Genomic DNA, 12,499 nt, shown 5'->3' on the forward strand with positions numbered 1-12,499 from the left:
GAGCAAAAGCTTGCCGCCTGAAAAAATCGCTTGCTCAGCGTGACGGTATCTCATGGCACGCCCCCCCCGACGATCTCCGGCAAAATCTCCCAATGCCCGGCCATCAGCAGGCCGAGCTGGCGGACCGACACGCGGCCGTGGGGCAGAACGGGGGTGAGGCGCCCGTGATAGGCAACGGTGATGCCGTCGGCCAGCGCCAGGATCTCGTCGAGGTCCTCGGAGATCACCAGCACCCCGGCCCCGGCGGCGCGGGCCTCCAGCAGCCGCCCATGGACGTAGGACACCGCGCCGACGTCCAGGCCGCGGGTCGGCTGGCTCGCCAGGATCAGGTCCGGCCCGTGGGCCAGCGTGCGGCCGAGGATCAGCTTCTGCATGTTGCCGCCGGACAGCAGCTGTGTGCGGGCGTCCGGTCCCGGACAGCGCACGTCGAAGGCTTCGATCACCTCCTCGGCGTAGGCGCGGGCGGCGCCCCGGCGGATCAGGCCGAAGCGCTGGAAGGCCGGGTCGTGGTAGCGCTCGGCGATCAGGTTCTCCCACACCGCCATGGCGCCGACGAGGCCGGCGGCGTGGCGGTCCTCCGGGATGCGGGCGACGCCGCGCCGGACCATCTCCGCCGGTTCCGCGTTGCCGATGGCCTCGCCCTTCAGCGCCATGGTGCCGGAGTCGGGGGGGATCAGGCCGCTGACCAGCTCGGCCAGCGCGGTCTGCCCGTTGCCCGACACGCCGGCGATGCCGACGATCTGGCGGCGGCGTATGGTCAGGTCCACGCCGTCGAGCAGCGGGCGCCCGTGGCCGGAGGCGACGGTGACGCCGGACAGCGTCAGCACCGGTTCGCCCGGCTCCAGCGGGATCGGGGTGGGCGGCTTCAGGGCGCGGCCGACCATCAGCTCGGCCAGCTCCTCGCGGTCGGTCTCGGCGGTCTTGCGGGTGGCGACGAGGCGCCCGCCGCGCAGAACGGCGACGGTGTCGCTGGCCGCGAAGACCTCGTTCATCTTGTGGCTGATGAAGACCACGGCCAGACCGTTGGCGGTCAGGCGGCGCAGCGTGTCGAACAGGCTGGCGGATTCCTGCGGGGTCAGCACCGCGGTCGGCTCGTCCAGGATCAGGACGCGGGCGTCGCGGTAGAGCGCCTTCAGGATCTCGGCCCGCTGCCGCTCGCCCACCGACAGGTCGCCGACCAGCGCGTCGGGCCGCACCTCCAGCCCGAAGCGGCGGGCGAGGTCGAGCAGCTTGGCCTTGGCGGCGGCGCGGTCGGAGCGCGGGCGCCACAGCGACTCCGTGCCCACGGCGATGTTGTCGAGCACCGACAGGTTGTCGGCCAGGGTGAAGTGCTGGTGGACCATGCCGATCCCGGCGGCCAGCGCCGCGCGGGGGGAGCCGGGGGGAAGCGGCTGGCCGAACGCCTCGATGGTTCCTTCATCGGCCACGTAATGGCCGAACAGGATGTTCATCAGGGTCGTCTTGCCGGCGCCGTTCTCGCCCAGCAGGGCCAGCACCTCGCCCTTGTGGAGCGTCAGCGAGATCGAATCGTTGGCGACGAGCGGCCCGAACCGCTTCGTGATGCCGGAGAGGCGGAGGACGATGGGGGGTGATGTCATGGATGTCCGCGGGGTGCCGGGGAGGCAAGAAACATATTCCCTCTCCCCTCCGGGGAGAGGGTTAGGGTGAGGGGGTTGCGCGTCTCGGCACGTCCGGCAAAAGCGCAACCCCCTCACCGGCCCTTCGGGCCACCCTCTCCCCGGAGGGGAAAGGGTTCGATGGCCTCCCTCACAGGAGGGAGAAGGAGTTAGGAAGTCACATCGTCGACTTGGGCTCGTTGTCATTCACCTTCACGGTGAACTTGCCGTCGAGGATCTCCTGCTCGCGGGCCTTCACCTTGGCCATCACGTCGGCGGGAACCTTGCCCTCGAAAGTGCCGAGCGGGGCGAGGCTGGAGCCCTTGTGGACCATCTGGCTGTAGGGGCCGTAATCCTCGGCCTTGTAGCTGCCGGCCTTCACCGCGGCGATGGCGCGGTCGACCGACGGCTCCATGTGCCACAGCGCGCTGGCGACCACGGTCTCCGGATACTGCGGCTGGGTGTTGATGACGTTGCCGATGGCCAGGACCTTGCGCTCCTTGGCGGCGTCGGACACGCCGAAGCGCTCGGCGTACATCACGTCGGCGCCGCGGTCGATCATGGCGAAGGCGGCTTCCTTGGCCTTCGGCGGGTCGAACCAGGAGCCGATGAAGCTGACCATGAACTTCACGTTCGGGTTCACCTCCTTGGCGCCCTCCATGAAGGCGTTCATCAGGCGGTTCACCTCCGGGATCGGGTAGCCGCCGACCATGCCGATGACGTTCGACTTGGACACCGCGCCCGCGATCATGCCGGTCAGATAGGCCGGCTCCTGGATGTAGTTGTCGAAGACCGAGAAGTTCGGCTCCTGCGGCTTGAAGCTGGAGCCCATGACGAAGGCGGTCTTGGGATAGTCCTTGGCGACGGCGCGGGCCGCGCGCTCGACGCCGAAGACCTCGCCGAAGACCAGCTGCTGGCCGCCTTCGGCGTACTGGCGCATCACGCGCTCATAGTCGGTGTTGGCGACCGACTCGGCCCAGACATACTCGATCTCGCCGCGGGCCTCGGCGGCCTTCAGGGCGGTGTGGATGCGGCTGACCCACTGCTGCTCGATCGGCACGGTGTAGATGCCGGCGACCTTGACCTTCGACTGGGCCCAGGCGGGCAGAGCCATCGCCGCGACGGCGACCGCCGCAGCGCCGCACAGGACGGCGCGCCGCGCCACGCCGAATACGCTCCCCCCAATCACGTTCCCCATGGAAAAACCCCCTCCGTCTGCTTTGCTGTTTCAGCTCAGAAATGCAGCAGAGGCGTTGCAACGGCAATGCCATTCCGTGCGCGTCAGCCCTGCTGCGGCTCTCACGGGTCGGCAGGGTGGCATGTGACCAAAAGGGCGGCAACGATTCTCAGCGGGTGCCGTAAAGCCGGTCGCCCGCGTCGCCCAGGCCGGGGAGGATGTAGCCGTTCCCGTCCAGCCGCTCGTCCACCGCGGCGGTGAAGACGGGCACGTCGGGATGCGCGTCGTGGAAGGTGCGCAAGCCCTCCGGGGCAGCCACCAGGACGGCCAGCTTGATCGAGGCCGCACCCGCGTCCTTCAGCCGGTGCACCGCCGCGACCGCCGTGTGGCCGGTGGCGAGCATGGGATCGACCAGGATGACCAGCCGCTCCTCGATGTCCTCCGGCACCTTGAAGAAATACTCGACGGGGGTCAGCGTCTCCTGGTCGCGGTAGAGGCCGATGTGCCCGATGCGGGCCGACGGCAGCAGCGTGCGCATGCCGTCGAGAAGCCCTTGCCCGGCGCGCAGGATGGAGACGAGGCACAGCTTCTTGCCGGTCAGCAGCGGCGCGTCGAAGCTGGCCAACGGCGTTTCCACCGGGCGGTCCTCCAGGGGAAGGTCGCGGGTCAGCTCGTAGCCCATGAGCTGCGACACCTCCCGCATCACCTCGTGGAACCGGGCGGTGGGGGTCTCCCGCCGCCGCAGAAGGGTCAGCTTGTGCTGGACCAGAGGATGGTCGATGACGGTGAGTGTCGGGATGGGCATGGGCGACCCTTCGGGTGGTTGGCGTCACATCAGAAGACGGTTCCGTCGCTGCGGATGCGGATCGGCGGGCCGCCGCCGGGGCGGCGCTCGCGGGCGATCCGGCGCCCGGCGGTCCAGGTGCCGCCCTGGAGAACCTTGGCGAGCGGGAAGCTTTCCGCGGGCACGCCCAGCCGCGCGCGCACCGCGTCGGCGAGGCGGTCGAGCAGGGCGACGGTCAGGGCGCGCCATTCCACCACCGCCTCGTCCCCCACCTCCAGCTCGTCGGTGAAGAGGCGCGGGTGCTTCGGCATCAGCACGCCGCTGTCCACCAGCAGCCCGCCGTTGCGGTATTCCGGCAGGCCGGTCAGCCGGTCCAGCCCGGTGACGGCGATGCCGGCCCCCTCCAGCGGCTCGACCAGCGAGTAGCTGAGCCATTGCGACAGCTTGTGGAAGGGGACGAGGCCGACCGCCGAATGGGTCCAGCTGTCGCCCAGATTGACGCCGCCGCGCTCGATCCGGCCCGGCCAGATCGGCCCCAGCCCGCGCAGCACAGCGTCGAGGATGGCGGAGGCGGGAAGCGTCCCGTCCACGGCCTGCGCCTTCAGCGCGTCGTAGAGGGCGCCGACCCGCCCCGGCCTGCCGAACAGGTCGGGGGCGGCGGTCAGCGCGCTTCCCAGACGGCGGAGCAGCGCCGCACGCCCCTCCAGCCCGACCAGCGGGTTGTCCGGCCCGGCCTGGAAGCCGCGGGCGAGCCTTTCCTCGGTCATCGCGCAGAGGGCCGCTGCGTCGGCGCGCAAGTAAGCCACAACCGGATCGTTGGCGAAGCCGCCCGCGCGGAACAGGTCGAAGCTGGCGATGGCCAGCCCTTCGGAGCGCGCCAGTTCGATCCCCGCCGCGTCGCGGTAGCGCCAGCGGTCGCCGGCCCCGGCGTCGAGCAGGACGCTGGTCACCGCGAGGTCGAAGCGGATGCGCGCGATCTCGTCGGTGTCGGGGATGTCCAGCCGGGCTTCCAGCGCCTTCCAGCGGTCCACCCCCTCCACCACGAAGTGCCGCCAACGGCTGTGGTAGGGAACGTCGAGGTCCGGGTAGGACTCCCGCGTCACCGCGGCGACCAGGGCGGCTGCCTCTTCCATCCGCTCCGGGTGGAACGCGAAATGGGCGAGGTCGCCGCGCTCGGCCTTCGCCAGGATCGCGTGGGCGCGCTGGCGCACCGCGTCGGCGGAGAGCAGCCACCCCACATCATCGTCGCTGACGGCGCTCAATCGGTCAGCCCCCGGCCCTTGGCGACGGTCAGCTCCTCCGCGGTCGGCACGGCGGGGGTGAAATAGCCGGCGGCCTTCTTGGCGTCCATCTCCACCTTGGCGTCGTCGGGGATCAGCTCGTCCGGGATCGGGATCTGCTCCACAATCTCGATGCCGGCGCGGCGGATGGCGTCGGACTTCATGTTGCTCATCGACACCATGCGGTCGATGCGGGTGACGCCCAGCCAGTGGAAGACGTCGGGCATCAGCTCCTGGAAGCGCATGTCCTGAACGCCGGCCACGCATTCCGTCCGCTCGAAATAGGCCTCCGCGCGGTCGCCGCCGGGCTGCCGCTTGCGCGCGTTGTAGACCAGGAACTTGGTCACCTCGCCCAGCGCCCGCCCTTCCTTGCGGTTGTAGATCACCAGGCCGGCGCCGTTCTCCTGGGCGGTGCGGATGCACTCCTCGACGCCGTGGGTCAGGTAGGGACGGCAGGTGCAGATGTCGGAGCCGAAGACGTCCGAGCCGTTGCACTCGTCATGGACCCGGCAGGCGACCTTGCGCGCCGGGTCGGTCAGCGCCGCCACGTCGCCCAGGATGTAGACGGTCAGCCCGTTGATCGGCGGCAGGAAGACCTTCAGGTCGGGGCGGGTCACCAGCTCCGGGAACATGCTGCCGGTGTGCTCGAACAGGCCGTGGCGCAGCGCGCTCTCGGTGATGCCGAAGCGCTTGGCGATGCCGGGCAGGAACCACACCGGCTCGATGGCCACCTTGGTCACGCGGGCGTCGCCGCTCGGCAGCAGGATCTGGCCGTCCGCCGCCAGACGCCCGGCCCGCATGGCGTCCACCAGCTCCGGCATCTTGATGCGCGCCTTGGTCACCGCGATGGTCGGGCGGACGTCGACGCCGCGCGCCAGATGATCGCCGAAAGCCTCGCTGACCATGTGGCCGAAGGGGTCGATGGAGACGATCTTCTCCGGATCGCCCCATTGCGGATGCGGGCCGATCGGCTCCGCGGGGGCGGTGTTGGTCAGGTCCGGCACGTGATAGGCGCTGAGCTGCCCGGCCGCGACGGCGAGCGCCCGGTAGACCGCGTAGCTGCCCGCGTGGGCGCCGATGGCGTTGCGTTGCGCCGGGTCGGAGAGGGAGGCGACGACCGGCCCGCGCTCCGCGGCGGTGGGAGCGCCCCAGTGGACCGGGGTGTAGCGCGGCTTAGCGCCGCCGGTCGGGTGCGAGGCGAGAACGATGTGACGTTGCGGCTGGTTGCGGCGGCTTTCCATACGGACGCTCCCGATGCCATTCACCATGCGACAGTGTGACACAGTTTTGGCGCCTGCGAACACCAAATCGAATGGCCGCAACCTCTGACGTTCGTTCGGTTTTCGACCCGTCATTTCCGCCTGGGAGCACCCCCTTCGGGGAATAAGGGGTGCCCGAAATTTGTCCCAGGGCGGATGGTTGGAGCCGGAGCTTGGGCGCACGATCTGCTGTTAGGATCGGGTCAACCGATTGCAGAAAAAGGATGCAGGGAATGTCCGTCCACACAGGCGCGGGCCATTCAGGCGAGGGTGGGCTCAGCAAGCGGGGCTGGGGCGTGGCGCTGGGAAGCCTGGTGCTGACCGTCGCGCTGGCCGCTCCGGCGCTGGCCGACGACCATGGGCGCTGGAAGAAGCACAAGCACAAGCATCACCACCGCGGCCACGGCCCCGTGGTGATCTACGAGCCGCCGCCGCCCGTCGTGGTGATGCGCCGCCCGCCGCCGGTCTATTACGCCCCGGCCCCGCGCGTGGTCTACGCACCGCCGCCGCCGGTCTATTACGCGCCCGCCCCGGGCCTCAGCGTGCAGATGAACATCCCGCTGCGCTGAGTCCGCCGTCCTGCGGAAGGCGGCCCGCGACCGGGCGCGCCTTTACCGCGGGACCGTCACTTCAGGACGCGGCACGGGTCCACGATCAGCATGTCCACCGGCTCGTCCTCGCCCTTGGCGGGCATGTCCTCGTGCTTGGGGATCAGCAGGCAGCGACCGTCCTGAAGCAGGACGGCCTTGACCCGGAACCACATCGTCTTCGGGTTGCTGCCGAAGGTGATTTCAAACGAATCGCCCGCCGCGATGCGCGCGGGCACCGCGACGTTGCCATACTCGCGGCAGGTGTGGGTGAACACCCAGTTGCGGCACAGCTTGAAGGTGGCCGCCCCGCTGGTGGTCACCAGAGACACGCTCTGCCCTACGGCGGGGGCTGGAGACGCTTGCGCCGCCTGCGCCGGCGCGCCGGCAAGCGTGGCTGCCAGGGCCGCCGCCAGAGCCGCCATCCTCGGGGCCGCCATCCTCGGGGCCGCCACAATCCTCATGACCGTCATCATCCACCATCCGTCACGGCGCACAGTGTAGCACGCACGGCTTCTCCCGCGGGTTGACACTTCGGAAGGGCGGGGCTCCGCGCCGGCCCGCACCACGCTGTCCATACCGGGACGACGGGCGACCCCCGGACGTGAACCCGCTGGCGCTCCCCCCTGTGACCAGGCTGGGGCAAGGCCGCCGAACGGCCCTGCGGAAGGACGGCGGCAACGGCCGGGGCACACCCCCCGCAAAGCCAGGACTGGCCTGCTGTTGCGCCGCCGCATCAGGCAACGCCTGCGGTCGGCCGCTCCCATTTGCCACAAATGGTTAATTTATTTTAAAGGAATTGTTAGTATCTCGTTAACCATCTGGCGCCACGGTCTAGCCATCGAAACCGCAATGGAATAGACAAATGGCGACGACCTCCACTGGTTTGACCAAGTCCAAAATCGTCGTGAACGCCTATGGCACCTCTTCGGACGCTGTGAATCCTCACTTTCGTCTGACGATCGACGGCAAGGATGTTGGTCAGGCGTCGGTGGGCTCGGCCGAGCCGAAAGCCTATACATTCGACGTTGACGTTTCCTCTGGTCAGGCACACAAAGTCCAGGTTGTTTATGACAACGACGATGTGAACGCAGGGTCGAACCGCGACCTGGGCATCAAGTCCATCGTCATCAACGGCCACACGCTGAGCCCGACCGACGCGAGCTACGAGCGGCACGACGATGCCGGCGGGACCATGGCCGGCCAGGAAGGCCTGTGGTGGAATGGGGCGCTGAGCTTCTCCACCCCGGCGTCGCTCTACGGCGCCACGCCCGACACGGCCACCAATACGGCCACATCCGGCAGCACCCCCGCCGCGCCGGAGGCCGACAGCGCCGCCACGGGCGGCAGCGGCGCCTCCGCCGCCACCGGTTCCTCGACCATCACCGTCAACGCCCACGGCACCGCCGCGGCGGGCCAGAACGCGCACTTCACGGTGCTGGCGGACGGCAAGAAGATCGGCGAGGGCACGGCCGGCACGGAGTCCAAGGACTTCTCCTTCAAGACCGATCTGGCCGCCGATCAGGCGCACAAGATCCAGGTCCAGTACGACAACGACGCCACGGTGAACGGCCAGGACCGCAACCTGCATGTCGGCAGCGTGACCATCAACGGCCACGAATACGCCCCGACCGACTCCGCGGTCAGCTACGACAAGGGCGCGCTCGACGGCAAGGACGTCATCAAGGGGCAGGCCGACCTGTGGTGGAACGGCACGCTGGTGGTGGAGGCCGACAAGGGCCTGTTCACCGCCGAGTCCGCCTCCGCGCCCTCCACGTCGCCGAGCACGACGCCGGCCGCGCCGACCGCCCCCGTGACCACCCCCTCCACCGACAGCGGTGCCGGGTCCAGCGGCTACCTGCACACCGAGGGCAGCCAGATCGTCGACAGCGCCGGCAACAACGTGAAGCTGACCGGCGTCAACTGGTTCGGCGCGGAGGGCTACGCCTTCGCCCCGCAGGGCTTGTGGCAGGACAGCTACAAGAACATCATGAACCAGATGCAGGACCAGGGGTTCAACACCATCCGCCTGCCCTGGTCGGACGCCATGCTGGACAACGGCCGCATGCCGACCGGCATCGACTATTCGAAGAACCCGGAGCTTCAGGGCAAGACCAGCCTCGAGGTGTTCGACAAGATCATCGAATACGCCGATCAGACCGGCATGAAGATCATCCTCGACCACCACCGCTCCGGCGACGGCGCCTCGGCCAACGAGAACGGGCTCTGGTACACTGACCAGTACCCGGAATCGAAGATGATCGAAAACTGGAAGATGCTGGCCCAGCGCTACGCCGACAACCCGTCGGTCGTCGCCGCCGACCTGCACAACGAGCCGCACGGCCAAGCCACCTGGGGCGACGGCAACCAGGCCACCGACTGGAAGGCCGCGGCGGAGCGCATCGGCAACGCCGTGCAGTCGGTCAACCCGAACTGGCTGCTGATCGTCGAGGGCGTCGAGAACTCGTCCGAAGGCACCTACTGGTGGGGCGGCAACCTGGACGGCGTGAAGACCGACCCGGTCGACTTCAACGTCGACAACAAGCTGGTCTATTCCGTCCACGACTACCCGCCGTCGATGGCCGGCTTCGGCTGGTTCAACGATCCCAGCTATCCGAACAACATGAAGGACATCTGGACGGACGCCTGGGGCTGGATCGTTCAGAAGGACATCGCGCCGGTCCTGGTCGGCGAGTTCGGCACCAAGCTGGAGACCAGCCAGGACAAGCAGTGGCTCGACGCCATGGTCAAGTACATGGACGGCGACTACAACGGCGACGGCAAGTCCGATCTGGCGGCGGGCGACCAGGGCGTCAGCTTCACCTACTGGGCCTGGAGCCCCGGCTCGGGCGATACCGGCGGCATCATGACCGACGACTGGGCGGTGAACGCGGCGAAGATGCACGCCATCGAGCCGGCCCTGTTCGACGGCACCATCGCCTGATCGCACGCGGGGTCCGTTGAGGAATCGCCCGGCATCGGAGAATCTCCGGCGCCGGGCTTCTCCCGTTTTCCAGCGCCGCCGTTACGCCGAGGCCGCTCCGCGCGGGCGGAACAGCGCTTCCGCCTCGGCCCGCGGGTCGCGGAAGAGGCTGGCCGGCTGCCCCGGACGCCCGCCGCCGGCCAGGACGGCGACCGTCTCTGCCAGCCACAGATAGGGCCCGCTGCGCCCGGCTTCGGGAAGGCGGGACAGGTCGCGCAGGTAATTGCCGACCGCCTGGGTCAGCGCCTGCTCGCCCGTGGCGCCCTGCACCCGTCCGGCGGCGGCGGCGAAGCGGCGGCGTTCCTCCGCATCGGTCTTCACCCGCTCCTCCACGGCCTTGAGAAGCGCCGCCCGGGTGCGGGAACCGTTCAGCAGGTTCAGAGCCATCACGACCGGATCGACCGGCCTCGCGGGGCGCGAAGCGGAGTCCCCCACCGTGCGCCGCGGCTCGGCCCCGCGGCGCGTCGAATGTCCGTTCTGCATGGAATGTCTGGCTTTCTTTCCCCGGAAGGGCCGAGCAGCCCTTCAGATGGTGTAGGTTCCCTCGAACAGGTCGCCGAGCGCGAGGCGCATCAGGGACCGGGTCCGGGTGACGCGCCGATGCTCGTCGCGCGCGGTGACCATATGACAACGCCGGCACAGCCACCGCCGTTCCATCGCCTTCTCGGCCATCGCCTTCTCGGTGGACCGCTCGATCGCCGCGGCGCGGCGGTATTGTCCGACGATGCTGCGGGAGGTCCGGACCCCGGCATACTCGACCACGTCCGGCCAGGGGGCCGGGTCGCCTTCGTCGCTGAACCAGATCCCGTCGGGCGACAGCCAGCGGCCGTCCGGCAGGCAGCGCAACGTATGGCCGTGCGGACGCCCGCAATGCTCGCATCGTGGAGCGGCGGTGCCGGGGGCGATGGAACGGTCCTGATATTCGGCGGGACGGTCGATGAGGCGGGCCATTCTGACCAGGGATGGTGGCTGCGAACAAAACCAAAACCGAATCTAGCGCATCGCACGGTCCGTGGGAATCCCCAACGATGGCCCGGCCGCGGTAATTCTTCGATCGCAGGGTATGACGAAAGCCGTGCGCGCCGCCGCCCCGGCACCTTGAGCGGGACCCGGCCGCCGCTTTTGCAAGCCGGTGGGGCCGGTGGGAGCATTTTGCCTCTGGTCCCTGTGCGCCACTGCCTATACGCTGTCAGACAAATCGGAGCTATAGGTCATGGAAAAGGTAACAGTGCCGCAGACTTCGTCCGCGTCCGTCCCGGACAATTCCACCGGCGGTGGTGTGAAACAGCGCGTGGACTTCGAGCTGAACGGCGTCCGCATCGTCGCTTTCCTGGACAGCGACCAGCCCACCCAGCCCGGCGGCATCATCTGGCCGCAGGTTGCCGAATCCTACGCCGCGGAGCAGGGGATCGGCATGAGCGACGCCCGTTGGTACAGCGTGCAGCCCTACCGCTTCGCGAACGGGCGCCCCAACGTCAACGAATATCGTCCCAACGGCCAGACCTGGAAGTTCGAGACCAACCTGAACACGGCGGCGGAGATCGTCCGCCGCCTGGGTCTGGACCTCGATTCCCTGCCGCTCGACATCTGATCCCGCGTCAAACCTGGTGATGCCGGGCGCTCAGGCGCTTGTCATTGGAGTACCGGGCGCTTACGCGCCCGGGGGCACCACGAAGCAGGCCATGCCCATGCCCGTCAGGCTCGCGCAGCTCTGCGCCGCGTCCTGCTGGGTCAGGCCGGTCAGCCGGGCGCGGTAGAGCGGCCCGTTCTGGGTGTCCACGGTCTGCACCACCCGTTCCGTGCGGCTCAGCGTGCCCGGCATGGACCGGCGCGCCCGGTCGATGATGCGGGCGCTGTCGTCGGGGGAGCGGAAAGCGCCGAGCTGGACGGTCCAGCCGCCCGCCGCAGCGACCTTCACCGGCAGCGGCGTGGCCCCGATGACCGGCGGCGGCAGGGGGGCGACCGGCGGGGCCGGCACCGGGGTCACCGGCACCGGGGCCGGAGCGGCGGAAATGGGCGGAGGCTGCGTGGCGGGCAGGCTGGCGACCTCCACCGCGCCGCCGGTGATGCCGCCCTCCAGGCGCGGCGACACCGACGCGATGTAGCGCCGTGTCTCGCCGGGCAGGCGGCGGTTGCCGGCCAGATAATCGGCGTAGCAGCCCGGACCGCAATTGTAGGCGCCGAGGAAGCCCGGCGAGCCGAACAGGTCGTACATCTCCCGGAGATAGGCGGTGCCCGCCAGGATGTTGTCGCGCGGGTGATAGGGGTCGGACCCCAGCCCGTGCTTGCGGCGCATCTCCGAATAGGTCACCGGCATCACCTGCATCAGCCCCATGGCGCCGGCGTGGCTGGTGATGGGGCGCCCGTTCATCATGGTGCGCCCGCCGCTCTCCTGGCGGATGACCTCGCGTATCCACTGCTCCGGCATCCCGAAGCGGCGCGAGGCCTCCGATATATGGGCGTCGATGTTGGCGTCGCGGGAGGAGGATGACGGATCGCTGGCGCACGCCGCGAGAAGGCCGGACAGAAGGGCCGCCGTCAGGAGCGATTTTCTGAAACGCACAGTGCCGTCCACCTGTTGTGACGATCGATCGGATGACCGGTGGGTGACCGGGACGGCAAGATTGCACATTTCCCTCAAATCCTGAATGGCCCTCTCTGTGACCAATGGTTCTGTGACCAATGGCTCATTGTGACGCTGGCGTTTCCGAAAAAATGCGGAGCGATGAAAAAAGCTCTTGCCGGGTTTGGCCAACCCGCCTATAACCCGGCTCCCACGACGCCGGGGCCGCTGAGAAGCGCGACGGCGGCAA

Annotated in this window: 13 protein-coding genes; 4 read left to right on the plus strand and 9 right to left on the minus strand. The window is 68.9% G+C overall.

Annotated elements, in window-relative coordinates; all coding sequences use genetic code 11:
- Positions 1 to 50: 50 nt before the first annotated feature.
- The 5 genes from DXK32_RS30480 to DXK32_RS30500 form a co-directional block, all read right to left on the minus strand.
- Positions 51 to 1,598 carry an ABC transporter ATP-binding protein gene (locus tag DXK32_RS30480; protein ID WP_114861928.1) on the minus strand — a complete coding sequence of 516 codons (1,548 nt, stop codon included), beginning with the start codon at positions 1,596 to 1,598 and terminating at the stop codon, positions 51 to 53.
- A gap of 196 nt (positions 1,599 to 1,794) precedes the next feature.
- Entirely contained in the window at positions 1,795 to 2,814 is a 1,020-nt protein-coding gene (locus DXK32_RS30485; RefSeq protein WP_114861929.1) for a BMP family protein, read from the minus strand.
- A gap of 148 nt (positions 2,815 to 2,962) precedes the next feature.
- The gene (gene upp, locus DXK32_RS30490; RefSeq protein ID WP_114861930.1) at positions 2,963 to 3,598 is read right to left on the minus strand and encodes a uracil phosphoribosyltransferase; all 636 of its coding nucleotides are present in this window, start codon (positions 3,596 to 3,598) and stop codon (positions 2,963 to 2,965) included.
- A gap of 29 nt (positions 3,599 to 3,627) precedes the next feature.
- On the minus strand, positions 3,628 to 4,839 hold the full coding sequence (locus tag DXK32_RS30495; protein ID WP_247877418.1) for a URC4/urg3 family protein: 1,212 nt from the start codon (positions 4,837 to 4,839) through the stop codon (positions 3,628 to 3,630).
- A complete protein-coding gene (locus tag DXK32_RS30500) occupies positions 4,836 to 6,098 on the minus strand; it encodes a GTP cyclohydrolase II (RefSeq protein WP_114861931.1) in 1,263 nt (420 codons plus the stop codon). The genes DXK32_RS30495 and DXK32_RS30500 overlap by 4 nt, the downstream gene beginning before the upstream one ends.
- 251 nt (positions 6,099 to 6,349) lie before the next feature.
- Between DXK32_RS30500 and DXK32_RS30505 the strand changes: the two genes are divergently transcribed.
- A complete protein-coding gene (locus DXK32_RS30505) occupies positions 6,350 to 6,685 on the plus strand; it encodes a hypothetical protein (RefSeq protein ID WP_114861932.1) in 336 nt (111 codons plus the stop codon).
- Between the two features lie 56 nt (positions 6,686 to 6,741).
- Here DXK32_RS30505 and DXK32_RS30510 read toward each other — a convergent pair whose 3' ends face one another.
- Positions 6,742 to 7,143, minus strand: a complete 402-nt coding sequence (locus tag DXK32_RS30510; protein ID WP_247877419.1) for a hypothetical protein — start codon at positions 7,141 to 7,143, stop codon at positions 6,742 to 6,744.
- Positions 7,144 to 7,568: 425 nt separating this feature from the next.
- Here DXK32_RS30510 and DXK32_RS30515 point away from each other — a divergent pair, with 425 nt between their 5' ends.
- A complete protein-coding gene (locus DXK32_RS30515; RefSeq protein ID WP_114861934.1) occupies positions 7,569 to 9,647 on the plus strand; it encodes a cellulase family glycosylhydrolase in 2,079 nt (692 codons plus the stop codon).
- Between the two features lie 81 nt (positions 9,648 to 9,728).
- On the opposite strand, the gene DXK32_RS30520 is transcribed toward DXK32_RS30515, so the two are convergent.
- Both DXK32_RS30520 and DXK32_RS30525 read right to left on the minus strand, forming a co-directional pair.
- Positions 9,729 to 10,169, minus strand: coding sequence for a hypothetical protein (locus tag DXK32_RS30520; RefSeq protein WP_114861935.1), 441 nt, complete (start codon positions 10,167 to 10,169; stop codon positions 9,729 to 9,731).
- 42 nt (positions 10,170 to 10,211) lie between these two features.
- Positions 10,212 to 10,637: a hypothetical protein gene (locus tag DXK32_RS30525; protein ID WP_114861936.1), complete on the minus strand. Its 426-nt coding sequence runs from the start codon at positions 10,635 to 10,637 to the stop codon at positions 10,212 to 10,214.
- Between the two features lie 262 nt (positions 10,638 to 10,899).
- On the opposite strand from DXK32_RS30525, the gene DXK32_RS30530 reads away from it, so the two are divergent.
- Positions 10,900 to 11,277 carry a hypothetical protein gene (locus DXK32_RS30530; protein WP_114861937.1) on the plus strand — a complete coding sequence of 126 codons (378 nt, stop codon included), beginning with the start codon at positions 10,900 to 10,902 and terminating at the stop codon, positions 11,275 to 11,277.
- Between the two features lie 60 nt (positions 11,278 to 11,337).
- Here DXK32_RS30530 and DXK32_RS30535 read toward each other — a convergent pair whose 3' ends face one another.
- The gene (locus DXK32_RS30535) at positions 11,338 to 12,249 is read right to left on the minus strand and encodes a lytic transglycosylase domain-containing protein (RefSeq protein ID WP_114861938.1); all 912 of its coding nucleotides are present in this window, start codon (positions 12,247 to 12,249) and stop codon (positions 11,338 to 11,340) included.
- A gap of 39 nt (positions 12,250 to 12,288) precedes the next feature.
- Between DXK32_RS30535 and DXK32_RS32825 the strand changes: the two genes are divergently transcribed.
- Positions 12,289 to 12,499, plus strand: a 211-nt coding sequence (locus tag DXK32_RS32825) for a hypothetical protein (RefSeq protein WP_114861940.1), incomplete at its 3' end; no start/stop codon positions are given.

This window comes from Azospirillum brasilense (assembly GCF_003349955.1).
Taxonomy (GTDB): Bacteria; Pseudomonadota; Alphaproteobacteria; order Azospirillales; family Azospirillaceae; genus Azospirillum; species Azospirillum brasilense_B.